The sequence below is a fragment of the Mesorhizobium sp. B2-7-3 genome (genome assembly GCF_006440715.1).
GTDB classification, from domain to species: Bacteria; Pseudomonadota; Alphaproteobacteria; order Rhizobiales; family Rhizobiaceae; genus Mesorhizobium; species Mesorhizobium australicum.
On sequence record NZ_VFTY01000007.1, the window covers coordinates 111,635 to 136,138 of the forward strand.

Annotated in this window: 22 protein-coding genes; 13 read left to right on the forward strand and 9 right to left on the reverse strand. The window is 60.9% G+C overall.

Annotated features, from left to right (window positions below; translation table 11 throughout):
- Window positions 1-37: 37 nt before the first annotated feature.
- Complete coding sequence (locus tag FJW04_RS17610) at window positions 38-3,379, reverse strand: DEAD/DEAH box helicase (protein WP_181172971.1); 3,342 nt, start codon at window positions 3,377-3,379, stop codon at window positions 38-40.
- A gap of 247 nt (window positions 3,380-3,626) precedes the next feature.
- Window positions 3,627-4,043 (reverse strand): hypothetical protein, encoded by a 417-nt coding sequence (locus FJW04_RS29960; RefSeq protein WP_041163349.1) that lies wholly within the window; start codon window positions 4,041-4,043, stop codon window positions 3,627-3,629.
- A gap of 73 nt (window positions 4,044-4,116) precedes the next feature.
- On the opposite strand from FJW04_RS29960, the gene FJW04_RS17620 reads away from it, so the two are divergent.
- From FJW04_RS17620 to FJW04_RS29965, 4 genes are all read left to right on the forward strand, one after another.
- Complete coding sequence (locus FJW04_RS17620) at window positions 4,117-4,851, forward strand: Crp/Fnr family transcriptional regulator (RefSeq protein ID WP_140715611.1); 735 nt, start codon at window positions 4,117-4,119, stop codon at window positions 4,849-4,851.
- Window positions 4,852-4,870: 19 nt separating this feature from the next.
- Complete coding sequence (locus FJW04_RS17625; protein WP_015316415.1) at window positions 4,871-5,107, forward strand: hypothetical protein; 237 nt, start codon at window positions 4,871-4,873, stop codon at window positions 5,105-5,107.
- A gap of 376 nt (window positions 5,108-5,483) precedes the next feature.
- The gene (locus FJW04_RS17630) at window positions 5,484-6,077 is read left to right on the forward strand and encodes a sigma factor-like helix-turn-helix DNA-binding protein (protein WP_246673881.1); all 594 of its coding nucleotides are present in this window, start codon (window positions 5,484-5,486) and stop codon (window positions 6,075-6,077) included.
- Window positions 6,078-6,248: 171 nt separating this feature from the next.
- Window positions 6,249-6,425 (forward strand): hypothetical protein, encoded by a 177-nt coding sequence (locus tag FJW04_RS29965; protein ID WP_157163632.1) that lies wholly within the window; start codon window positions 6,249-6,251, stop codon window positions 6,423-6,425.
- 339 nt (window positions 6,426-6,764) lie between these two features.
- Here FJW04_RS29965 and FJW04_RS17640 read toward each other — a convergent pair whose 3' ends face one another.
- From FJW04_RS17640 to FJW04_RS17650, 3 genes are all read right to left on the reverse strand, one after another.
- The gene (locus tag FJW04_RS17640; protein WP_015316412.1) at window positions 6,765-7,157 is read right to left on the reverse strand and encodes a response regulator; all 393 of its coding nucleotides are present in this window, start codon (window positions 7,155-7,157) and stop codon (window positions 6,765-6,767) included.
- A gap of 290 nt (window positions 7,158-7,447) precedes the next feature.
- Window positions 7,448-8,077 carry a DUF1003 domain-containing protein gene (locus tag FJW04_RS17645; RefSeq protein ID WP_015316411.1) on the reverse strand — a complete coding sequence of 210 codons (630 nt, stop codon included), beginning with the start codon at window positions 8,075-8,077 and terminating at the stop codon, window positions 7,448-7,450.
- Window positions 8,022-8,873, reverse strand: a complete 852-nt coding sequence (locus FJW04_RS17650; RefSeq protein WP_246673854.1) for an alpha/beta hydrolase — start codon at window positions 8,871-8,873, stop codon at window positions 8,022-8,024. Before FJW04_RS17650 ends, FJW04_RS17645 begins: the two co-directional genes overlap by 56 nt.
- Here FJW04_RS17650 and FJW04_RS30315 point away from each other — a divergent pair.
- The gene (locus tag FJW04_RS30315; RefSeq protein ID WP_246673855.1) at window positions 8,853-9,020 is read left to right on the forward strand and encodes a hypothetical protein; all 168 of its coding nucleotides are present in this window, start codon (window positions 8,853-8,855) and stop codon (window positions 9,018-9,020) included. The two genes, FJW04_RS17650 and FJW04_RS30315, sit on opposite strands and share 21 nt — an antisense overlap.
- Before the next feature lie 137 nt (window positions 9,021-9,157).
- Here the strand turns inward: FJW04_RS30315 and FJW04_RS17655 are convergent, their stop codons facing one another.
- A complete protein-coding gene (locus tag FJW04_RS17655) occupies window positions 9,158-10,084 on the reverse strand; it encodes an NAD(P)/FAD-dependent oxidoreductase (RefSeq protein ID WP_140715614.1) in 927 nt (308 codons plus the stop codon).
- Between the two features lie 334 nt (window positions 10,085-10,418).
- On the opposite strand from FJW04_RS17655, the gene xth reads away from it, so the two are divergent.
- A complete protein-coding gene (gene xth, locus FJW04_RS17660) occupies window positions 10,419-11,204 on the forward strand; it encodes an exodeoxyribonuclease III (protein WP_140715894.1) in 786 nt (261 codons plus the stop codon).
- 16 nt (window positions 11,205-11,220) lie between these two features.
- Here the strand turns inward: xth and FJW04_RS17665 are convergent, their stop codons facing one another.
- Together FJW04_RS17665 and FJW04_RS17670 are read right to left on the reverse strand one after the other, a co-directional pair.
- Window positions 11,221-11,505 (reverse strand): hypothetical protein, encoded by a 285-nt coding sequence (locus FJW04_RS17665; protein WP_140614627.1) that lies wholly within the window; start codon window positions 11,503-11,505, stop codon window positions 11,221-11,223.
- A gap of 108 nt (window positions 11,506-11,613) precedes the next feature.
- On the reverse strand, window positions 11,614-11,856 hold the full coding sequence (locus FJW04_RS17670; RefSeq protein WP_015316406.1) for a hypothetical protein: 243 nt from the start codon (window positions 11,854-11,856) through the stop codon (window positions 11,614-11,616).
- 398 nt (window positions 11,857-12,254) lie between these two features.
- Here FJW04_RS17670 and FJW04_RS17675 point away from each other — a divergent pair, with 398 nt between their 5' ends.
- The 7 genes from FJW04_RS17675 to FJW04_RS17700 all read left to right on the forward strand — a co-directional run bounded on the left by FJW04_RS17675 (window position 12,255) and on the right by FJW04_RS17700 (window position 23,748).
- Window positions 12,255-15,407, forward strand: coding sequence for a GAF domain-containing protein (locus FJW04_RS17675; RefSeq protein ID WP_140715896.1), 3,153 nt, complete (start codon window positions 12,255-12,257; stop codon window positions 15,405-15,407).
- Window positions 15,408-15,654: 247 nt separating this feature from the next.
- Complete coding sequence (locus FJW04_RS29970) at window positions 15,655-15,798, forward strand: hypothetical protein (protein WP_167331116.1); 144 nt, start codon at window positions 15,655-15,657, stop codon at window positions 15,796-15,798.
- Window positions 15,799-16,132: 334 nt separating this feature from the next.
- Window positions 16,133-18,862 carry an AMP-binding protein gene (locus FJW04_RS17680; RefSeq protein ID WP_140715615.1) on the forward strand — a complete coding sequence of 910 codons (2,730 nt, stop codon included), beginning with the start codon at window positions 16,133-16,135 and terminating at the stop codon, window positions 18,860-18,862.
- The gene (nadE, locus tag FJW04_RS17685) at window positions 18,859-19,842 is read left to right on the forward strand and encodes an NAD(+) synthase (protein ID WP_140715616.1); all 984 of its coding nucleotides are present in this window, start codon (window positions 18,859-18,861) and stop codon (window positions 19,840-19,842) included. The genes FJW04_RS17680 and nadE overlap by 4 nt, the downstream gene beginning before the upstream one ends.
- Window positions 19,843-19,846: 4 nt before the next feature.
- Window positions 19,847-21,868, forward strand: a complete 2,022-nt coding sequence (asnB, locus tag FJW04_RS17690) for an asparagine synthase (glutamine-hydrolyzing) (RefSeq protein WP_140715617.1) — start codon at window positions 19,847-19,849, stop codon at window positions 21,866-21,868.
- On the forward strand, window positions 21,865-23,418 hold the full coding sequence (locus FJW04_RS17695) for an AMP-binding protein (protein ID WP_181172972.1): 1,554 nt from the start codon (window positions 21,865-21,867) through the stop codon (window positions 23,416-23,418). Before asnB ends, FJW04_RS17695 begins: the two co-directional genes overlap by 4 nt.
- 54 nt (window positions 23,419-23,472) lie before the next feature.
- Window positions 23,473-23,748 carry an acyl carrier protein gene (locus FJW04_RS17700; RefSeq protein WP_181172973.1) on the forward strand — a complete coding sequence of 92 codons (276 nt, stop codon included), beginning with the start codon at window positions 23,473-23,475 and terminating at the stop codon, window positions 23,746-23,748.
- 54 nt (window positions 23,749-23,802) lie between these two features.
- On the opposite strand, the gene FJW04_RS17705 is transcribed toward FJW04_RS17700, so the two are convergent.
- Window positions 23,803-24,495 (reverse strand): class I SAM-dependent methyltransferase, encoded by a 693-nt coding sequence (locus FJW04_RS17705; RefSeq protein ID WP_140660810.1) that lies wholly within the window; start codon window positions 24,493-24,495, stop codon window positions 23,803-23,805.
- Window positions 24,496-24,504: the final 9 nt, after the last annotated feature.

The window sequence follows — 24,504 nt, forward strand, 5'->3', positions numbered from 1 at the left end:
TCCCCACGATCTGGAACCGGTGATCCGAGCGAACCCATCATGGGCGGCGCCGCGCCGGCCGGGCTGCACGCAAGGCACCGAGCACCGAGCGGACGGCATCGATACCTGAGCCGCGAGACTGGATCGGGGACCTGAAAATCAGCCGACCGTTGCGGAACTCGAAGCCCTGTGCGTTTTTAAAGCGCCATTTTGATGCCACCGGCTTCTTGCGGAAGGTGATCGCGATCCCTTCTGGTCCCACATCGACTTTGCTGATGCCCAGGTCCGCCGCGGCTATGCGCAACCTGGTCAGTTCCAGTAAATCCGCCACTTCGCCGGGCATGTCTCCAAAGCGGTCCTCAAGCTCTTCGCCGAATGCATCGAGGTCCGTCTCGGCAGCCAAACGAGACAGCCTCGCATAGAGGCTGACGCGCACCGTCGGCTCGTTGACGTAACTTTCGGGAAAGGCCCCTTTTCCGGCGCCGTTGATGTCGGCAAGCTGCTTGTCGGTATCGGCCCCTCCCGCAGCCAGCGAGACCGCCCGCTGCAGAAAATGTTGGTAAAGGCCTGCTCCGATCAGCTTCATGTGTCCGGCTTGATCTTCGCCGAAAAGGTCTCCTGCCCCGCGCAGGTCGAGGTCCCTTTGGCTGATCGCAAGGCCGGAGCCAAGCCGATCGAGCGCAATCATGGTCGAAAGTCGGGCTCTTGTGCCTTCGGCCAGTTCGATGCCAGGCTCGGTCAGAAGAAGAGCAATAGCCTGCACCGCCCCCCTTCCGACCCGGCCGCGAAGCTGGTGCAGCTGTGCCAGACCGAACCTGTCCGCTCGCCAGATCAGTATGGTGTTGGCCCGCGGCACGTCGAGGCCGCTCTCGATGATGTCGGTGCTCAACAGGACGTCGCCGTCACCGTTAGCGAACCCGACCATGATGTCGTCCAGTTGTCTCCCTTTCATTTCGCCGTGCGCCGTCTTGACCGCGAGTTCCGGCACCAGTCTGTTTAGCTGCAGGCGAACCGGATCGATGTCTTCGATGCGCGGAACCACCAGGAAGCTCTGTCCGCCCCGACGAAACTCGCGCAAAAGGGCGGCTCTTGCCGAAGCTGGATCGAAGGGCGCCAGGATGGTGCGAACGGGACGTCTTTTGGCGGGCGGAGAGTTGAGGACGCTGGCCTCCTGGACGCCTGACATCGCCGATTGCAGCGTCCGCGGTATCGGCGTGGCGCTCATGCTCAGCGTATGAAGGCAGGGCGCCATGTTCCGCAGCGCCTGCTTCAACTTGACGCCGAACCGGTGCTCCTCGTCGATCACCAGCAGTCCGAGATTGGCGAAGCTGACGCTCTTGGCCGCCAGGGCCTGGGTACCCACAACCACCGCGACCTGACCGCTCCGCAGCCGCTCCTTCACCGCTCTCGCCTCCGCCGCTCCGACCATTCTCGAGAGGTGGGCGACGTCGAGGCCGGTTCCCGCAAATCTTCTGCTGAACGTCTCGTAGTGCTGGCGTGCCAACACCGTTGTTGGCGCTATCACCGCCACCTGCTTCCCGCAGAGGGCCGCGGCGGCGCAAGCCCGCAGGGCCACCTCTGTCTTGCCGAAGCCGACGTCGCCGCAGACAAGGCGATTCATTGTTCTCCCCGACGACAGGTCGCCGAGCACGTCGCGGATGGCGGCAGCCTGGTCGGGAGTCTCGGTATAGGGAAACCGCGCCGCGAACCGGGCAAGGTCGGCGCGAGAGGGTTTTATGATCGCGGCAGGCTGGCTGGACCTGGCATTGGCAAGGTCCCTCAAGCGCTTGGCCAGCCTGTCGATATCGCGCAGCGCCGCCTTGCGTCGGTTGAGCCACCCATCGCTGTTCAAGCGATCGAGCGGCACTGCAGCGGGTTCCGAGCCGTAGCGCCATATCCGCCCAAACTCATCGACCGGGACCAGCAAGGAAGCTCCGTCCTGATATTCCAGCCTGACGACATCCTGCTGCTGACCGGCCAACTCGACCTGTTCGACCGCCACCAGCGTGGCCAGGCCATGGTCCTCATGGACGACGACGTCGCCAATGCGCAACTCGGGTTCGAGCATGCTGGTGGCCGCGCTGCCGTTTGCTTTCAAGGCGTGGCCAAACAGGTCGGCCGCGGCCACCACCGCGATGCCTGATTGCTCGTCGACAAACCCTTCGTCGAGAACGATCTCGGCCTTGAGAAGAGAGCCCCTTGGGGCCGAACGGATCCGCGGCCAGTCAGCCACTTCCCCCATTCGCCGACCAAGCTTCCGATCGAGCAGACGATCGGCTCGCCGCAGTTCGGAGGCCTCGCCCGCGAATGCCACGGTGACACCCGACCTTATCTGCCTTTCCACAAATTCGGCGAACTGATCCCCGGATCGCGCCTGCTGGAAGAATTTGGGAACTCGCGCGGCAGAAACGGCGAGACTCGTGCCGTGGCGTTTACGGACTGCGACGTCCCATTCTTGACGCGACAGGTAAAACTGTTCCGGCAAGGGTTTGGCGGGCGCGGCAACCTCCTGCCTTGCACCACGAGCATCTTCGATCAGGCCCAGGAAGCGGTCGAGCGGCGCGCCTTCGAGACCTTCCGCGATGGAGACACAGGCGCCGGATGCCACATCGAAGACCGACGGCATGCTGCCGTATAACGCGACGAGGCGTTCTTCCATCGACGTCGCGCGCATCGCTGCCAACTCAGGATGATCCCCCGTTGCGAAAATCAGCTCGGATGCTGGCCCAACCGTGACCGACTCGCGCGACTGTTCGCTAAGCTGGCTTATGGGGTCATAGGTCTTGAGTTCCCGGATGCAGCTATCTGGACCGATGACGACGCGAACCGGGTGATCGGCGCCAGCAGGGAATATGTCCATGAGGTCGCCCCGAAAGGCTATCTCGCCCGGTTCGTCGACCCTTTCGTCGACACCGTATCCAATCGCCTCTGCTCTCGTTCGGAAACCATCCGGGTCGAACTCTTGTCCGAGTTCCAGCATTGTAAAACCGCCAGCAATGACTGGTGCGGGCGGCACCCGCTGGAGCGTGGTCTCGATCGACAGAACCACGATGCGCGGACGTTTTGGCTCGCTCGCGATCTCACGCAGAGCGCGAAGCCTCCGCCCCATATTGGCGCGTGTCGGCCATACCCTGTCGTAAGGCAGGCAATCCCAGGACGGCAGGAAGATGACGTCCGCGCTCGGCAGAAACTGACGCAAAGCCGCAGCGGTCTCTTCGGCACTGCGTTCCGAGGCGGCTATATGGACAATATGCTTGTTTGGACCGCTCTCAAGGGAGTCGGCCAGCGCCGCCGCGATTGCGGCGGAAGGCGAGGCGCCCTGGTCTCTCGCGAGGTCCCCGTCATTCGACGGGTGATGGACTTCTTCGATGATTTCCGTCCGCGAAATGGGTCTGTTCACTGAGGTCTCACCTTGCCACCGTCGGAGAACGTCAGTGGAACCACCCCGTTCCTTGGGGGCGGATAAAGTGTTGCAGGCAGTGGCAGCGTGCGCGGTCTTGCGTTCTATGGAGCAACGCGCCAACAATGCGGCTCTCGATGAGCCGCTTCTGTTGGCAGCGGTCACCGCCGCCGACGATGGCCGTTTAGCCGGCCATGCTTCCAGAATCTCCACAAGGACTTTGAACGAGCTCGTGATAGCGCGGGCGCTACGTGTCAGCCTTTCCGACCAGCGGGCTAGAATGGCCGCCTTGCTCGGAGACCTGGTTAGAATTCGTTTGGAAATCAGAGACGCCGCCGCCGTCCACGCTCATATAAGAGGCACCGTGGGCCTGTGGCTTCAGGAGCTTCGCTTCCCGGACCAAGGACGACCAATTGAGCCCTAGCAGGGCTATCAGTTCGCGGGCGTCTTTTTCGCTGACGCTGGTTTCCTTGATCAGGCGATCAATGAAAGCTGTCTTAGGCTCATCCATGGCGAACTCCCCGAAGAGTCCGACGTAACCGCGAATGCCTACCCTACGTTCCGGCGGAGCGGCGTTAGGTATGAAAACGTACAAAGCCGTGGGTGCGTTTGTTCCGTGGGCTGCGGTTTTGATCGCGCCTTTGGCAAACCAGGTTCTGCTCATTCGGATTTCACCGCCATCCGGAACTTTTGGCTGGGATAAAAGTTCGGTGGGCAACATCAGCTAGGTAGCCATTTTGTCCCCCTCTTCGTCCTCGGATGTACTTATCCGCAAGCTTCAGACCATCTCGGACATTCGAGAAGCCGAAATCGCGGTTTTGAAAAGCATACCGATTCAGGAGAAAGATTTTTCGGCCAACCACGACCTGGTGCGTGAGGGTGACCATCCTGTTTACTCGTTTGTCGTCCTGGATGGTTTGGTCGGGTCCACCAAATACACAAGCGAAGGAAAGCGACAGATCACGTCTTTCTTCGTGGCCGGGGACATTCCCGATCTGCACGGGCTGCATCTGTCGGTCATGGATTGTAATTTCTCGACCATGACGCCGGCCCGAGTGGGCTTCATGCGACACGATGTTCTACGCAGCATCTGTAACCAGCACCCTCGCATCGCCACCGCTTTCTGGCGGTCGACGCTGATCGACGCCGCGATGTACAGGGAGTGGGTCACCAACGTTGGAAGACGTGAGGCTTACACCCGCATGGCTCACATTTTGTGCGAACTCATATTTCGCTTGCGGGCGGTCGGACGCATTCAGGATCACATTGCGGATATTCCCATAACCCAAGCCGCACTTGGCGACGCATTGGGTCTGTCGACGGTCCACGTCAACCGAATGCTTCAGGAACTACGACGTGAAGGCCTGATCGCCACCACGGGGTCGAGAATGCATGCAATCGACTGGCCCGGCCTCACTCACGCAGGGGATTTCGACACGACTTACCTGCATCAAAAGAACCCGGCAGATTAGTGGTGACGGAAGCTCTCCCATGGCACGATTTTTCTTTGACACCGGCGATCGCGATTTGGTCTTGCAGGATGAGATAGGTGTCGAATGCGCTGGCCTAGAAGAGGTGCGCCGAGTCGGATTCGAGGGCCTTATCGATCTTACGAGAGACGCATTGAAAAGCGTCGACGGCCAGAAATTGTTTGTCGAGGTGCGTGATGAAAATGGCGACAAGGTTCTGCGGCTAAGCCTCTCGCTTCAGATCAAATTGATGAGATGAATTCGGCCGATTTTCGCGCCATTATCGGATCAGCCCCCACCCAACCAGCTTCAACATGCCCATCGGACGGGCATCGAGCCGACATATATCCAAAGCCGCGAGCCATAGATCACTCAGCGCTCGGTCATGGAGTAGATCCATGAATGCAAGCGGGTGGGCGCTTTAATCTATGTAAGTGCGCCTAGTCGGCGACCGGATTAATTGGGTCTGTGCGTGCCGGGGGACAATGCACCCTTGCTCGCACGCAGGACCCTGCTGATGACGGGCCCGAGTATCAGCCTGGAGCAAAACATGGCAATTGTCGCTTCTTGGACCCTTCACCCCACCAGATCAGACCGACACGAAAGAGGTCCCATGTCCCTGGAGGATCGGTGTGATGGCTGACCACCATCGCAAGCTCAACGCGTCCGATCCGGCGCTTGCGGAGCAGACACAGCCCGCTACCGACCCTGGCGGATCGTCCTTGCCAGGTTCTGGCGAACAGACGAACCTGGTCGATCTTGTTCCCGCATTGCGGGCATTCGCACGTTCGCTCAGCGGCAGCATCGACGAAGCTGACAATCTTGTTCGAGAAACATTGGTCAAAGGGATTGCAGATCTCGATGGTCTTGATGGAAGCAGGGTAAAGCCCTGGATCTTCGCCACCATGCGCAGGGCTTCCTTGGCCAGGCTTGAAGGCACAGCCCCCCAGGCTCGAGGGTCGGCGAGTTGCTTGTCGGAACCTTTTGCCACCGACACACAGGAACAGATGGAAGCCGGCCCCAGGGTAGCGCGTGCCATTGACCTCCTGGCGGATCCGGAGCGGCAGGCCATCGTTCTGGTTTGCATGCTCGGACTGTCCTATGAAGACGCCGCCGACATCTGCGATTGCGACACAGCCACCATCAAGGGCCGGATACAGGATGCGAGGACAAGAATGGCTGTCCTGTCGGGCGTCCCGGCGGAAGCCACGCCTGAAAAATCGAATTGACGGTGAGCAAAGCGGCCGTGTTCAAGGCAAAAAATTCGGGATGCCTTTCAGGCAGCCACACATCGCTTGCCTTGAGGTGGCCCATAGCTCAACCGCAGGTTTGTTATGCATGACAGGGAACCATGAGGGGATCCGCCGAGTTCGACCCTCGGACAAGTTCGGGTTCCCAACATGGAAGAAATCGGCAAGGCGCAACAGAAGGCCATAGCCCGTCTCATACGTCAGTGGATTGCATCGGACGCCAGCCGTCGCCAGCTTCGCCAGTTGCTGGACCTACCGACCGATGCGGACATGCCGCGCGAGCATCGGTCGTTGCTCGACGAACTCGACCGAAAGCTCGACGAATAAATGCATGCTTGCCGAGACACGGACGCTCAGTCGTCATCTTCCCAGCGGCTGCCGGGACAGCTGTTCAAGCTCGTTCTCGTCCGTGATCCCGGCTTGGTAGTAAGCAAGGATGCGCGATGCGCGCCGTTCTCTCTCGGCTTCAGTCTCGTTCTTGAGATTGCTGCGTGCAAGAACACGGCTCAGTACGGCAAGTTCCGATGGGGTATAGGCATCCCTATGCATTTCATCCCGCCCATGCACTGCAAGAAACCTACAATAAGGATTCTCCGGCGCGCCCTAACGCTGGTCGGGACAGAATGTTCCATGGATTTTCGTGGAAGGAGAAAAAGCTTATCAGCGCTAGATGTGAGTTTCTGGGGCTTGCCGAGCGTTTAAAAGCTGCGAAACGGCGGTTATGATTTGCGGCAGAAAGAAGGGCTTGGTGATCATAATGCTGTTGGGCACTCCTTCCGCTCCCCAGTGTACCGCGCTGTCGCCGCTCATATAGACAACTGGGATGGTCGAGTTGGACCTACGCAAATGCCGGGCGATCTCCCACCCGGATTGTCCCGGCCCCAAACGGATGTCGGTGAGCACGGCCTTGAACCTGGTGGGATCGGGGTCGAAGGCCGCCAGCGCCTCGGCAGCATTTCGAACGCCGACGACCTGAAAGCCAGCCTCCTCCAAAGCTGACTCGAGGTCGAGCAGTATCATCGTCTCATCTTCGACGATCAGAACAACGCCATCGCTCATCCGGGATATCCCCAAGTCGCCACCGCTACTACGATCTCGGCGTCAACTTGGTTCCATATGACACGCATCGGCCTGTTGTCACCGCGACCTCGCGGCGGAGTCATGAGAAGCCCGCCTCGGAAAGCCGAGACGGGCTGAAGCTGCTTCGACAGCCTCGAAGGCCAAGACAAGGGAGGATTGTAGGCCCGCGACCGAACCTTGAAGTGCAGCGAATGTTCCTCTGGATGTAGGCTCTTATTCGATTAGCCTCCGCGGCAGCCCGCCTCCAATGCGGGGCATTTCGTTTTTGCTCAAGATTTCTCCTGATCTCCAGAAGCTTGCTGGATTTCCGTCATCACCTGCCGGGGATCGACATTCTCGGCCAGTTGCGGCAGCTCCTGATCGGCCGGTGTGGAGACATTGAGGCGCTCCGTCAAAGCAGCCACCATTTCGATGAGCCTCGTGGTTTCGTGCTCGTTGAGAAGGCTGATCTGCAGATCCAGCTCCGCTCGGCGCTCGCTGTGTTCGGCCATTCTGTTTTGGTTGATCAGCACGAAGGTGGACAGGAAGATCGCCTCGACCGAAGCCACCATGGCCAGGATCACAAAAGTTGGGTCCCAGGCTGGGACGGCCGGTATCAGGCCAAGGTTCGCAAGGATCCAGGCGATCAGAATTGCGAGATGCAAATAGACAAAAGGCATGCTTCCCGCGAAGCGCGAAATGATGCCGGCAATTCGCACCTGAACGCCTTGGTGCTCCTCCTGTTGTCGCCTGTGGTCGACCAGAGCCTGTATGTTCTGCTGAAGGACCGACTGCATGTCGGCGGGATGCTGATCGTTCATCTTTGAAAGCCCGGTTTGGCGGCCAATGTCATCCGAGCGTTGCTCATCGCCCGCCTGGCACGTCCGGCGAGGCTGCACCGCCTGAACTCGCGGGCTCATGGCCGCCGGTCTCTTCAGACGAGGAGTGCCGTCCTGCAATCGTGTCCACCATGGCGATCACCGCCCCCGGGGCGCTCTGATGAACCATATGGCCGGCGCCCTCAACGACGTCGAGGAGGGACCCACCGACCTCCGCATGCAGGCGTCGTGCCTCCCCCTCGGCGTCGAACAGCCGGTCTCCAGAACCCGCCAGGATGCCGGTCGGGACGGCAATGTCCGTGTAGCTGGCCTTCGTCAGCAGGGCCGCCGCCAGCATCGATGCCGATTCCGAACACACCGCCCGCAGTTGGGAAGGGCGGCTGGCGATATCTTTTGCGAGAACGGCGAAGTCGGCAGGGACATCCGCTGGGTGGAAGATCTTCTGCATCGTCCAAGGCCAGGCAAGCCTCACAAGCACCGGCAGCAAGGTGTGGCGAAACGCGGTGCCGACGAATGGCAGAGCCGGGAGGGCGGCCAGCGCAAGATCAAGCCGCGGCGGCGGATAGTAATAGCCGGAGACCAGCACGACGCCGGCAACCGAACGAGAATGCCTGCGCGCCAATTCGAGGGCTACCCAAGCGCCCCACGAATGTCCAAGCACGATGTAGTTCTCGATACCCAGCCTGCCGGCGGCGGCATGTATGAGATCGGCTTGGTCGCGGGCAGACCACCGCCGGCCGCGCGACCGCGTGCTTCGCCCGAAGCCCGGCCGATCAAATGCGAGTACCCGATAGGTTTTTGCCGCCTGATCGAAGATGCCGCTCGACTTGAAATCCTGTGCCATGGATCCGTTTCCATGCAGCAGAATGAGCGGCATGCCGGTGCCGGCTTCGATAAAATGCAGGCGAAGGCCGTCAACCTCCATGACATTGCCGTGCGCCCGGCCAACAAGCGCACGTTTGGCGCGGGCGTGATTGTACCCGGCAAGTGCCGACAATGCGGCGATGAGCAGCACGGTCGATAGCTTCGGTCCATCCCTGTCGAACGCCATGCCCATGCCTGCCAGCAACTGCCCTGCCCGGTGCCCTGCCTGCCCAAACCTTCGGAGTGGCGGCTTGTTCCGCTGGACAAAGACGACGCTTTGTAGCCGGCTCAAACGGCCTAGGCGGTAAGCTCTCTATGGGCATGGGACGCGGCGATGGCAGCTTGTCCAAACGCGACCGCAATCTGATTCAGCGCTTTCACAACGTCGCCGATGGCGTACATGCCGGCGACGGAAGTCTGCTGGTGCTCATCGACCGTGACGTAGCCCTCCGCGCAACATCTCGCGCCGACGGCCAGGGCGAGGTGCGAGCGCACCTTGCATCCCAAGGCCGCGTAGACTGCATCGAAGCGGCAGGTCGCTCCATCCTGCAAAATCGCCGCACAACCGTCAGCAGCCGGGCTGAGCCTGTCGAGAGTGTGACGGATGACTATCCCTCTTTCGCCCGCCGCGCGACGCGTGCTGGTTGAAAAGTCCGATGCATGGGTCCCCAGCATCGTCACGTGTGGTGTGAATCGGCTGAGGAAAATGGCCTCGTGCAAGGCTCTGTCACCCTGCCCCACGACCGCTATCTTCCGGTCGATCACCTCATATCCGTCGCACACCGGACAAAGCCGAACGACACCGGCCGCAATTGCCTCCGCCAAGCGGGGCAATTCGGGTGTCGTGTCGACAATCCCGGTCGACAGGAAAACCTTACGCGCGCGGATTGCGCCGATCGAGGTCTCAGCATCAAAGCCTCCCTCGCCAGCGGCCAGCGAAAACACCTGCCCCCGCATCAAGGTTGCTCCGTACAAGCTCGCGTGGCGGCCAAGCCGATCGAGAAGGTCGGGGCCACTTATCCCTTCGGGAAAGCCCGGACAGTTATGGCTTTTCGGGATCAGAGCGGCACGGGGCTGGCCGGCATCGACCACCAGCACGCGATGGCGAAAACGGGCGAGATATTGGGCCGCGGTCAGTCCCGCCGGCCCGCCTCCGACGATCAGCACATCTTCAGCGTCGGCGAGCGGGTGACCGGCATGGCTTTCACCGCAGGTTTGCTCCATCAGCGGCGAACTATCTGGTTCGTTCGATGTTCCAGCACGACACGCGGAGAGACCGCATAAGCCCGGCCGGCTTCAGCCGCAGCCAGAGAGCTTCGATCTCGTTGTCACACCGGTCCTGCTCGGCGTCGAAACCTTCTTACCGCTTCGGGGTTAATCCTGACGGACAAGGTGAGCACCTGCGAAACACAACCGCTGACCTCGTCCTCAAACGACGTCGGGCGGCTCGCAGGCCATGAATGATATGAGTGAAGAGCTGAGGCCGCCGACAAAGGGCGCTGCCGAACTCGCTCAAACGGGGAGCGCCATTTTATGAATGGATGCCTCAAGGCTTCAGATGATCCGGGTCGCTACCTTTAACGTAAACGGCGTCAATGGTCGATTGCCGGTTCTGCTCAAATGGCTGGGTGAGACGCACTACGACATCATCTGTCTCCAGGAATTGAAAACATCGGACGAAAAGTTTCCTGCCGATGCCATCAGCAACGCCGGCTACGGGGCGATATGGCACGGACAGAAGTCGTACAACGGCGTAGCCATTCTCGCTCGGGGCAAGCAGCCGCATGAGCGTCGGCGCGGGTTGCCCGGTGACGCCGATGACACGCATAGCCGTTACATCGAGGCGGAGATCGACGGTCTCGTCGTTGGTTGCCTATACCTGCCCAACGGCAACCCGGCGCCTGGTCCGAAGTTCGACTATAAGCTCCGCTGGTTCGAGCGGCTGATCGACTACGGACGGCTCCTGATCAAGGACGCGCCCGCCAGCCTGCTTTGCGGCGACTACAACGTGGTGCCGGCGCCGATCGACGCCGCGGTTCCGGCACGATGGCTGGGCGACGCCGTCTACTTCCCGGAGAGCCGACAGGCTTACGCCGACCTACTTGCCGATGGCTGGACCGACGCCGTCAGGCTGATCCGTCCCGAGAGAGGCGTCTATACCTACTGGAATTTTTCCTATCGGGGCGGTTACGACCGCAGTTCCGGCCTTCGCATGGACCATCTTCTCGTGAGCCCCTCGCTCACGAACAGGCTGGCCGGCGCGGGCGTGGATGAGACGGTACGGGGATGGGACAAGCCAAGCGATCACGCGCCAGCCTGGATCGAACTCGACTGGCCCCGGTGAACCGAGACATCGGGCTTCAGCCAGACCGCATGACGCCAGGTTCGTCCGCCTCTCTTAATCGTTGCGAATCCTCGGGGGCGGCGACCAGATCCTGGAATCCAAGTGTGACGACGAGATAACCCGCCTCGTCGTAGACTTTCGTCACCCAGTTGGTCGGGTCCGCGCCATCGATAATTCCGTCAAGCATGGCCTCCTTGGCTGCGCGCTTCGCCTCTTTGATGGCCTCATCCCGATCAGCCATGTCGGCGAAGATTGCAGGCTGGGACATGCCTTCGATAAACTCGAAGCGAAATTTCGGCATCGATCCCTCCTGTCGGTGGTGATAACGGATCGGCCATTGCTGGCAGGGTGACGGTCAACGCCACCGTTTCGAAAAGGATGCACCGATTGTGCGTGCCTGCACCGGAGGTCAGGCAGCGTTGCTGGCTTCCGTTTGCCAGTCGTCCTGCCAACGCGCGCGCACGGCAATCATCAGCATGGCCGATTCCGTGATCCCGGTCTGGAACAGCCTGATCAGCTCTCTCGCGATGGAGTGAGCCGCCGCGGTGTCCGGCAAAATGGCAAACTCCTGGCACATCGCGTCGAAGACCGCGCGAAGCGTGTCCAGGTCATTCGGGTAGAGGGTATCCGTGCGAATGGGTCGGTCAAGCATCAAGCGTCTCCAAACGAGCGAGAGTGCGATGGTCTCCCAAGCAGCGGAGCCCGTTACATGCCCGCTGACCTCTCGCTTATGCGGCACAGCGCACGACGTGTCGCTAACCTATGATGGACCGAGGCAAGTTCGCGCACAAAAGATCCAATTGCGTATAGCGACGCGGCTAGCGCCACGCCCAATGGAAGCCGCACGACCGTTGGAGCCGCGAGTGTTCTAAAGTTCAAGGCGACCAAAGGGACATCGTAGATGTTTCTTGCCGTTCAAGCCGCGTCTCGTCGTGTGTCACTCAAGGTGTTCGCGCGAACCGCCGGCCTGCCCGTCAAAGAAGCGTGCGGGCCGCAATGGAACTCTTGGCCGTCAACCGCATTATCCAGTCCGGGCAAAACGGGGGCGATATGGGGGTCACTTCAGGCGATCGTCAATCTGAACTGCAGCGCTTCGAGCTGTTGGCGGCGCTGGGCGACCGGATTCGCGAGATTACTGATCCTGCCGAACTGGCCCACGCTGCCGCGGAACTGGTAGGGAGACATTTCGATGTCAGCCGAGCCGGATACGGCACGATCGATCTTGAGAAAGAAACCATCACGATCGAGAGGGATTGGAACGCGCCAGGCATCAAAAGCCTGGCTGGGACCCTGAATTTCAGGAACTACGGCTCGTATATCGAGGACTTGAAGCGGGGCGACACCGTTGTCTTCGAAAATGCCGAGACGGACCCGCGAACAAGGGACCATGCAGAGGCTCTCAAAGCCATCAGCGCCCAATCCGTCATCAACATGCCGGTTACCGAGCATGGCGGTTTGGTGGCGCTGCTATACCTGAACCACTCCGCGCCCAGACGCTGGGCCAAGGAGGAGGTCGCCCTTATTTCGGAAGTGGCGGACCGGACGCGTACCGCCATCGAGCGGCTTCGCGCTGAGCGAGCGCTGCGTGAGAACGCCGAACGCCTGGCTTTTCTCGACCGTCTTGGAAGGGAGATTGCCCTCGCGGCCGACGCCGACGCCGTCATGGCGATCACCACTCGTTTGTTGGGCGAACATCTTGCCGTCTCGATTTGCGCCTACGCCGACATGGAGCAGGACCAGGACCATTTCACCATCCGTGGCGACTGGAGCGCACCCGGCTCGCCCAGCATCAGAGGGTATTACAGTCTTACCGATTTTGGTCGCCTGGCGGTCACCAATCTCAGCGCCAATCGGCCGCTCATCATCAACAACAACCTCGAGGAAATTGCGCCCGAGGAGGCAAAGACCTTTCAGGACATCGGCATAACGGCAACCATCTGCATGCCCTTGGTAAAACAGAGCCGGCTGACCGCCCTGATGGCCATTCACGACAAGCAGCCCCGCGTCTGGTCACAACGCGAACTGTCCTTGCTGATGGAGGTGACGGAGCGGTCCTGGGCTCACATCGAGCGCGTTCGCTCGGAACAGGCGGCCCGGGCCAGTGAGGAGCGCCTCCGGCTTGCCACGGACGCAGCCGCTATCGGGACCTGGGACTACGATCCCGTCACCAAGGCGCTGCGGTGGGATGACCGGTGCAAAGCCCTTTTCGGCCTCCCGCCAGACGCGGAGGTAACATATGAAAGCGCGTTCCTGGCGGGTATTCATCCAGAAGATCGGGCCCGCGCCGACGAGGCCGTACGCCATGCGCTCGCGCCGGGCACGTCTTCCCGCTACGACATCGAATATCGGACGGTCGGCTTGCACGACGGCAAGGAACGCTGGATTGCGGCAGCGGGCGAGTCGCTTTTCCAGTCAGGGCGCGCGGTCCGCTTCATTGGTACCGTCATGGATATCACCGCGCGAAAGCGGGTGGAGCATCAGCTTCAGATGATGAACGTCACCGCTGCCGCGGTAGCGGCCGAGCTCGACGTGGAGCGGATTGTTCAAACGGTAACTGATGCCGGCGTAGCGCTGTCGGGCGCACAATTCGGAGCTTTCTTCTACAATGTGATCGACGACAAGGGCGACAGCTACATGCTCTACGCCCTGTCGGGCGCACCTCGCTCCGCGTTCGAAAATTTTCCAATGCCTCGCAACACGGCGGTGTTCGACCCCACTTTCCGCGGGACAAGCGTGGTGCGCTCCGACGACATCCTCGCCGACCCCCGCTACGGCAAGAACTGGCCCCGCAAGGGAATGCCGGAGGGCCATCTGCCAGTGCGTTCCTATCTTGCGGTACCGGTCGTCTCGCGTTCGGGAGAGGTGCTGGGCGGCCTCTTCTTTGGTCATGCAGAGATCGGCGTCTTCGCCGAACAGCAAGAGAAGGCCTTGCTGGGGCTTGCGGGCCATGCCGCGACGGCAATCGACAATTCTCGACTGTTCAAGGCGCTGCAGACGCTCAATGGCACCCTTGAACAACGTGTCATGGACGAAGTCGCCGAACGCACCAGAGCAGAAGAGCACCTGCGGCAGGCCCAGAAGATGGAAGCTGTCGGACAGCTTACCGGTGGCATCGCGCACGACTTCAACAATATGCTGGCTGTCATTATCGGCGGACTGAACCTTGTGCAGCGCAAGCTCAGAAACGGCGATACCAACGTCCACCAGTTCGTGACCGGCGCGATCGATGGAGCCCAACGTGCTGCAGAACTTACCAAGCGGCTGCTTGCCTTCTCCCGCCAGCAACCTCTGGCGCCCAAGCGCCTGAATCCAAATCGCCTCGTCTCGGATATGAGTGAATTGCTGAGCCGGACGCTTGGGGAGACAATCCAAATCGAGACCGTGCTCGCCGCGGGACTTTGGCATGTGGAAGTCGACGCAGGGCAGCTGGAAAGCGCGTTGCTCAACCTTTGCGTCAACGCGCGGGATGCCATGCCCGCTGGTGGAAGGCTGACCATCGAGACATCCAATGCCCATGTCGACGACCGGTATGCGAGAGAAAACGCAATACCCTCCGGCCAGTATGTGATGATAGCTGTCACGGACACCGGAACCGGCATGACCGCTGACGTGTTGGCCAGAGCCTTCGATCCGTTCTTCACCACAAAGGGGGTTGGCAAAGGCACCGGGCTGGGGCTCAGCCAGGTTTATGGATTTGTTCGCCAGTCCGGCGGCAGCGTCAAGATCTATTCCGAGCAGGGTATCGGAACCACTTTGAAAATCTATCTGCCACGCTCGCACGGCGACGTGGTCGACAGCCCGGCCGAGTCCGTGGCGGGCGAGCACCCCGGCAGTGAGGACGAGATCATCATGGTTGTCGAGGATGAAGATCGCGTCCGGCTGATGGCTGCGGAGGCGCTGCGGGAACTGGGCTATTCCGTGTTGGAAATGCAAGGGCCGCGGGACGCGCTGGCGGCCGTCGCAAGCGGGCAAGTGCCGTCGCTTCTGTTCACTGACGTCGTCATGCCGGAGATGTCCGGCCGGGAACTGGTGGATCAGGTCAAGAGCATGCACCCGTCGCTAAAAGTGCTCTACACCACCGGCTACACACGAAACGCGATTGTACACAACGGCACACTTGATTTTGGAACGGAGCTTTTGACCAAGCCCTACACGATTGACGAATTGGCAGAGAAGATCCGTAAGGTGCTGGATCGCAAGTGAATGGTCACTGCCCGAGGCACACCAATCCCTCTCCGCTTCAGTTGCTTTACGGGACGCCGCGCTTGGGCGGAATTGATGTCTTCGGCAAGACAACTGCCGTACCGCAGAGGCTATTGGGGCTTCGTGCACCCAACAGTGAAACCTTTTCCCTACTCGCAGCTTGTTTGCGACACCGGAGGAAACGATCGTGTCAAGGCGAGATGGAGAAATGGGGGATCAACCGACCAAGAGGCGTCGTACACGTCCCTTGAAGGGCGAGGACGCGGAGGTCCGGCATGTCGTCGAAACGCATGACCTGTCGCCCGCTCAGGCAAGGGAGCTGGTACGTCGCCACGGCAACGATTGGCGCAAGATCGATGAGGCGGCGAAGTCATACAAGGACAGCACCTGACGGAAGCCTCCAGGTCTCTCGGGAAGACGCTAAATCCTATTTACAGCAGCGGCTCATCTCGCCTGACAGGCTTGTTCGAGAGCCCGCGATTTCCAATTGAAAAAGAAAGCCCACTGCCTCGGGGGAGTGCAGCGGGCGATCGGCTAGGAGTTGAGGGGACATCTCCACGCTGGGTAAACAACAGATCAACAGCGGATCGGTTCCAACGCTGCGCCCGTGGCAAGGAAACCCGACGCCTAATCTCTTTCCTTGCCTTGTTCATCATCAGAATGATCGATGAATTCCCCCTCTTGCAAGCTCATAACCGGGTATCAACCGTAAACCCAGGCAAGCCATGCTCCCGGCGTATTTGAATGCACCAGCAGCGGATCAGGACCATCACCAGGATTCTCGGCCCTCCCGCAGATGGATAGACGTCGCGGCCTACGCCCTGGATCAAGGTGGCCCGGCGCTGCGCCTTCATCAGAAGTTGGGGCCGGCATTTGCGGATGTCGGGATTGCCGATCAGCTCAAGAAAGTCGCGGCCCAATTTTCCGGAAAAGCCGCTGTGCATGACGGCGTGAATCAACTGTCGTACTTCGAGCTTGCAACTGCCGTCGAAGTCCTGTCCCGCCGGATCGCTGCCGTCGTTCCCGAGGGGCAGCCGATCGGAATTTATCAACCAAACTCCGTCTGGTACATCGTTGCTGTCCTGGCGAGCATTGCGGCGGGAAGGATTTCGGTTCCCCTCAACGCCCGGGACCCAATCGCCCGTGTCAACGAGATTGTCGGCGTCGCGCGGCTCCGCGCCATTCTTGGCGTTGGACACCGGCATGCGGGTTTACCCGAGGACATCCGCTGGATCGATGTGACTGCCAGCCCCGCGTCGACGGCGCCGCTGTCATCGACGCAATTGCCTGCCGTATCCGTCGATGCACCGGCGATGGTTCTTTACACGTCTGGCAGCACCGGATCTCCAAAGGGCATAGTCAACAGCCAGCGCAGCCTGCTCTGGCGGGTGCACCAATATGCCGATGCGTGTCACATCAATTCCGACGATGTCTTCCTCCCCTTGACCGGGCCGGCCACCATAGCCGGATGTCGAGAAATCCTGACTTCGGTCCTGTGCGGCGCCACTTTGCATATGGTCGACGTGGAAGCGATCGGCCTGCGTGCGGTTCGCGAGCGAATGCAGCAGGTTGGCGCGACGCTTACTTACCTCGTGCCCGCGCTGCTTCGCGCCCTCATGGCCAATGCCCCCGCCGATGCGTTCGGATCGCTCAGGGTGGTCCGCGTCGGCGGCGAGAAAGTGCTTTGGACCGACATTGCCCTTTTGCGAAAGGCGATTCCTGCTCATTGCCTCGTACAGATCGGCTATTCGTCAACCGAGACGACCGGGTCACAATGGTTTCTGCCTCGCGTTCAACCAAAGAACCAAACGTCCGTGCCGGTCGGCCGGCTCTTGCCAGGAATAGCTTTTGCGATCGTCAACGAGGACGGTGACAGCGTACCGCGGGGCGGAAGCGGGGAACTCGTCATCAAGAGCCCCTACGTCTTGCTCGGCCACTGGGAAAACGGCACCGTCATCCCTGCCGAGGCGGATCCCGATGATCCAAGTCAACGGATATTCGCGACCGGCGATCTCGTCCAATTGGACAATCGGGGCCTGCTGAGGATCGTCGGCCGCAAGGGGCGGCAGATAAAGATCAACGGTCGGCGCATCGAGCCGGCCGAAGTCGAGAGGATCCTGCGCTCCGCCTCGTCAGTCGAGGATGCGGTGACGATCGTGACCGAGGCCAACGAACTGGTCGCTTTCGCGATCCCCAGGAATTCCGCCGGTCCGGCCTTCGCCGACGACCTTCGCCAGCTGCTTGCAAAGACGCTACCGCCGCCACTGCGGCCGCTTCGGCTCCACAGGGTAGAGGACATTCCGCGCCTGGCGGGCGGAAAAATAGATGTGGCGAAACTCGGGAAAATGGATCTTCTGGCCAAGAAGCCTACCCAAGTTGCCGATCCACCGATTTCAGGCAGCGATCTCAAGGCCCATCAAGCGGTGCAGAATGCCTGGACCAGGGTCCTCAACACGCGGGCAGCCGTCGGGCGATGGGATGAAGCGGGAGGGGACTCGCTGAAGCTGCTCCACTGCGTCATGGAGATCGAGAACGAAATCGGCCAGGAACTGGATCTTGAGGCATTTACCGTCGGGATGAGCGCCGAAGCGATGGTCAGCGCGGTCGCGTCCGCACAAGCCGGCAAAGCGCCCGATCATGTGCTGGAGCATGATCGGCCTTTTCTCTTTCTGTTTCCCGGCTCCGTGGGCTATGGGCCTAGTCTTGCAGCCTTCGCCTCAGCCATGGGCAAAGTCGCAACGGTCCGTCCGATAAGATATCCCAGCCTCGCGACCATTCTCAGCGGCCAGAACGATCTTGCCGCCATGGTGGACGCCGCGCTTGAACAGATCAACCGCATCCAGCCGTCGGGCCATGTAAGGCTTCTCGGCCACTCGCTCGGCGGAGCCGTCGCATTCGAAGTTGCCGTGCGCCTGCTGAAGGAGGGAAGGTCCGTGAAGTTTGTCGGTATCCTCGACACCAGCCTGGCTGGCGAGCGGAGCCGTCCCTGGGAGACAATCACCCGCACCTTGCGCCGGGTCCGATCCAACCGCATGTCACCCTATCGAATGGCTTGCCGTGTTTTGGCGAAGCTCACGGTCAAGGTCGGCCAGGAAGCCCGTCTTGCCCAAGCCATCGACCACTTTTCCCGAGGACAATTCAACGCAACCAGCTTCCGCATCAAGCTGGAGTTGCAGGAAGTCTTGCGTGCGCAGGCCTTCTTCCGTTGGTTGGAGCAGCCAAGAACGGTGCTCCCGATCACCGGAACGCTGTTCCGTTGCGCGCGACCGGGAATGCCTCTTGCGATCGGATGGGATCGGGTGTTCGCGGACCTGCAGGTCATCCCGATTGCCGGCAACCACATTGATCTGGTCGTCGAGCCTCACATCGGCGTCAATCGTCCGCTGATCGAGGAGGCGGTCGCTCGCACTTATTCGCCGGCCGAGTCTTCAACCATGAAAGGCAGCTTCGCGTGACTTCGCGGTTCGGCAAGGATGTTCTGGCACTGGATGCGGCCGCGGAGGTCGACCGCATCGTAGCATCCGTGCGCGAGCAGGTATTGGTCGCGCTCCGCCGGCGCGGAGTGGTGGTCGGGCTCTCAGGCGGCATCGACAGTTCGGTGGTCGCGTCGTTGTGCGTGGCTGCCTTCGGCAAGGACAGGGTGCTCGGGATCTTCATGCCGGAGCGTGACTCGTCCGGGGACTCGCTGAGGCTGGGGCGCGTTATCGCCGGTCAGCTGGGCATCGACACCATCGCCGAGGACATTGCGCCGGCTCTCGACGCCATCGGTGCCTATAGCCGGCAGATAGAGGCCATTCGCACCGTTGTTCCGGACTACGGCGAAGGGTGGAAATGCAAGCTGGTGCTGACCTCGGTGCTGGAGAGCAAAGGCCTCAATATCACCCGTCTCACCGTTCAGGATCCCCAGGGGAAGATCGATACCGTGCGCCTGTCAGGAGCGGCCTATCTGCAGATAGTGGCCGCGACCAATTACAAGCAGCGCATTCGCAAGATGACTGAGTACTATCACGCGGACCGTCTCGGCTATGCGGTGGCGGGCACGCCTAACCGGCTCGAATATGATCAGGGTTTTTTCGTCAAGCAAGGCGACGGAATCGCTGACCTGATGCCGATCGTCCACCTCTACAAGACGCAGGTCTATCAACTGGCGGAATATCTCGGTGTGGACGGGGAGATCCGGCGCAGGCCGCCGACGACCGACACCTTCTCCATGGCGCAGAGCCAGGAGGAGTTCTACTTCGCCCTGCCCTATCATCAGACGGACCTATGCCTCTACGGCGTGAACCATGGCATCTGCGCCGATGATGTCGCTGATGTTGCCGGGTTGTCACCAGACGAGGTCCAGAAGGTCTTCAAGGATATCGAAGCCAAGCGTCGAGCGGCGCGCTATCTGCACGCCCAGCCTTTGCCTTCGGTGCCAATGACGGTGGACTGAACGGATGTGCGGGATCGCCGGAATTGTCGCGCTGAGCGCCACTGCCCCACCTCCTTCGCGGGAAGCGCTGTTGCGTATGGTGGGCGCGCTCGCACACCGCGGACCCGACGAGCGGGGGCTGTACCGCGACCGACGTGCGGGTTTGGCGCATACCCGCCTGTCCGTGGTCGACCTGCTGCACGGCCAGCAGCCACTCGCCGACGTCAGCGGCCTGACATGGATCGTCTTCAACGGTGAAATCTTCAACTACGTCGAATTGCGCGACAAGTTGATCGCGCTTGGTCACCGCTTCCGCACGCGTAGCGACACGGAAGTCGTGCTCCATGCTTACCAGGCCTGGGGCCAGGCCGCCTTTGAGCGGATGAATGGTCAATGGGCAGTCGCGATATGGGACTCTGCTGCCGGCCGCCTGATCCTGTCGCGTGACCGCTACGGCATCTGCCCGCTGTATTATTGCGAGCACGGCGGCCGCGTCTTCTTTGCAAGCGAAGTCAAAGCCATTTTCGCTGCGGAAATGGCCATTCCTCGCGCCTTTGATCCGGCAGGAATCGATCAGACATTCACATTCTGGACGGTGATCCCACCGCAGAGCGTCTTCGAAGGCGTCAAGGAATTGCAGCCTGGACATATCCGGCTCTATGAGGGTGGCGTGGCGCGGGAGACGGCTTTCTGGGAGCCGCATTATCCGCGAATTTCCGGTTCCAACCCTGAATGGTTCACCGGCTCGTGCGACGATGCCGTCGAGGCGGTCCGCAGTGCGCTCGAAGCCGCGACGGCGCTGCGGATGGTGCAGGCCGACGTGCCGGTGGGTTGCTATTTGTCCGGTGGGCTCGACAGCTCACTTGTCGCGGCGCTTGGGAGACGTTTCGCGGGGGAGCGCTTCCAGACATTCTCCTTGCGTTTTGCCGACGAGGAATACGACGAGACCTATTTCCAGCGTCTGGTTGCCGCCGCGACCGCGAGCGAGCACCACGAGGTGGTGATTTCCCGCCGCGACATTGCAGCGGTTTTTCCCGAGGTCGTCTACCACGCCGAGCGGCCAATCCTGAGGACGGCCCCGGCACCGCTCTTCCTTCTGTCCAAGTTGGTCCGCGAGCGCGGCATCAAGGTTGTGCTGACAGGGGAAGGCGCCGACGAGATGTTCGCCGGCTACGACCTTTTCCGCGAAGGCAAGGTTCGCCGCTTCTGGGGGCGTCAACCTGCTTCGAGCCGGCGTGCGCGACTGCTCGAGCGTCTCTACCCCTATCTGTCGCGCTCACCGGTTCACCAACAGGCCATGGCGCGACAGTTCTTCGGGCGCGATCTTCATGCCTGCGACAGGCCCGGCTTTGCACACGACACGCGGTGGCGCACCACAAGCGCCATCAAGCGCCTATTCTGCCCCGACATGCGCGGCGCCTCGCAGCACCGCAATGCAGCCTCCGAACTGCTCGCCCCTCTCCCCGCCGAATTTTCGCGATGGAGCTTCCTTGCCCAGGACCAGTATCTCGAAATCCGAACGCTGATGTCGGGCTACCTGCTCTCCTCGCAGGGCGACAGGATGCTGATGGCACACTCGGTCGAGGGGCGCTTCCCCTATCTCGACGACGATGTCGTGGCGCTCGCGAATTCGCTTCCGGATGCTTACAAGTTGCGCGTCCTCGACGAAAAGCACGTGCTCAAGCGAGTGGCGCAGCCGATCGTGCCACCGCAAGTCGTTGCCCGCACGAAGCAGCCCTACAGGGCGCCAAACGCGCTTAGTTTCGTTGGTCATGATGCACCAGATTACATTCGCGAAGCACTGTCGGACACGGCATTGCGAGCGGCAAATGTCTTCGATCCGAAATCGGTGGCTTTCCTGCTTGGAAAGTGCCGGTCCAAGGCCGGCGACGGCGATCTCTCCAACTCCGACAACATGGCACTGGTCGGCGTGTTGTCGACCCAGCTTCTGCATCAGCAGTTCATCGCGAGCCGCCCACGCGGAGCGGACAAAGCCGAGCTCAGGATCGACGTTGATCACGAACAGCGGGAAAGGGTCCTGGCATGATCCACGGCGCCGTACCACTCCTGCAGGACTACCTCATCCATTCCGCCGGCCGGCTTGGCGGCAAGGTCGCGTTGGTGGCCGGCAAGCAACGCGTCACCTACGCGGAGATCGATGAGCGCTCCGACAGGATCGCGCATTTCCTGGCCGCGGCCGGCGTCGAGCGCGGCGACCGCGTCATGATCTTCGCCGACAATACGGTCGAAACCGTCGTCAGCTTCTGGGCGGTGCTCAAGGCGAACGCCGTGGTCTGCATCGTCAACCCGCTTACGAAAAGCGAGAAGCTTCATTACCTGCTCAACGATTGCCTGCCAGCGGCGCTGATCACGGACAGCCATCTGCACTCGATATTCTCCCAGCCGTCGCGCGACTGTCACTCGCTGCGGGCGGTGATTGTCTCTGGGCCGGTCGACGAGGCCGAGTTCAACCGATTGCCGCACGCCGTGCGTTGGGACACGATCATCGAAGGACCTTCTGTTGCGCCGCCGCGCAAATCGATCGACATCGATCTCGCCGCCATCGTCTACACCTCCGGATCCACCGGCGAACCCAAGGGGGTCATGTTGACGCACGGCAACATGACTGCCGCGTGCGCATCGATCGCCTCCTATCTGGAGCTGCGTGAGGATGAGGTGATCCTCAACGTTCTGCCCCTCGCCTTCGACTACGGGCTCTATCAGATGATCATGGCCTTTCGCACCGGCGCACGGCTCGTCCTCGAGCGCTCCTTCGCCTTTCCGGCGCAGATCCTTCAGGTCATCAAGGACGAGCAGATCACAGGTTTTCCGGGCGTGCCCACGATCTTCGCGGCGCTTGCGGAACTCAGATCGCTGAAGAGCAACGATTTCGCGAGCATCCGCTATGTCACCAATACCGCGGCCGCCCTGCCGCTCAAGCAGATTGCCATGCTCAGGGAGCTGTTTTCGGGCGCACGCATCTATTCCATGTACGGCCTCACCGAATGCAAACGCTGCAGCTATCTGCCGCCCGACGATCTCGGGCGAAAGCCCCTCAGCGTAGGCATTGCCATTCCCAACACAGAAGTGTGGATCGTCGACGAGAGTGGCAGGCGGGTCGGTCCGGGCGTCGTTGGCCAACTTGTAGTTCGCGGCGCAACGGTGATGAAAGGCTATTGGGGCAAGCCAGAGGCCACGGCAAGGAAGCTGAAGCCGGGGCCGCTGCCGGGCGAGCAGGTCCTCTACACGGGCGACTACTGCCGGATGGACGCTGAAGGCTATTTGTACTTCGTCGGCCGTGGTGACGAGATCATAAAATCACGAGGCGAAAAGGTCGCTCCCAAAGAGGTGGAAAGCGTGCTTATGGACGTCCCTGGGGTGAAGGAAGCCGCGGTCATCGGGGTTCCCGACGACCTCCTCGGGCAAGCGGTCAAAGCATTCGTCGTCATCGAGCAGGGAAGAATTGTCGGCGAAAGGCAGCTCCTGATGGAGTGCCGGAAACGGCTGGAGAATTTCATGGTGCCAAAGACCATCGTCATCGTGCCCAGCCTGCCGATGACCGATACCGGAAAGCTCAAGAAAGCGGCCCTGTCGTAGATTGTTTCAGATGCGCGCGATCGCAAGTCGCCTTTGCAATGGAGGATGGATTAGATGGATTCCATGATATCGGCCGCGGAAAGCGACGACATTCATATCAACCAGATCCGCAGCTTCCTGGCCTCGAATTTCTACATCGCGGACGTCAAGGCGCTATCCGTCACCGCATCATTGCTCGATCAGGGGATCGTCGACTCGACCGGAGTGCTCGAGGTGATCGGGTTCATCGAAGAGACTTTCGGCATCACAGTGGAAGACAGTGAACTCCTGCCGGAAAACCTCGATTCGATTCAAGGAATCGCGCGGTTCATCGTTCGCAAGAAGAAATGATCTGGCGCAAGAAGCAATGATCTGGACGGTCGGCCCGATACCGGCCGAACGCGGTCATGCCTGCCGCCTGGCCCCTGCCAGGACCACCCGCACTTCACCGGCATGGTTGGCGAAGGTGCGTATCTGCTCGTAGCCCTTGCTGCGCTCCAGAAGACTTATGACCTGGCGGTCCTGACCAAGCCCCACCTCGAACAGCAGGACGCCGCCTGGTCGGAGGTAGCGCAGCGCGTCCTTGACGACCCGCATATGAATGCTGAGCCCATAAGGACCGGCCGCGAATGCCTCTCGCGGCTCAAGCACGACCAGATGGCGGCGATCACCCTCGAGCCGCTTCTCCGAAATGTAGGGCGGATTGCAGACGATGGCATCAAGCGTGCCGTTGAGCTCCAGTCCGGACACGCCTTCGAACAAATCACCCTGATGCACTGAAATCCGGTCAGTCAAGCCATGATGAACGACATTTCGCCGCGCCGCGTCGATACAGCCGTCGGTAAGATCGCAGGCCCAAACTCGGGCGGATTGGATATGGCTAGCGATCGCGCAGGCCAGGTTGCCGGCGCCACAGCACATGTCGACGACACGCGGCGCCGGCAGGTCCATTGCGCGCAGGACATCTACGGCAACGGAGCCGAGCAGCTCTGTTTCCGGCCGCGGCACCAGTGCACCGGGCGCAACCAGGATCTTCATTCCCATGAAGATGATGCTGCCTTTGTTGTAAGCGCCGGCGACGCTGATCTCTTCGCTCACGACCGTTCT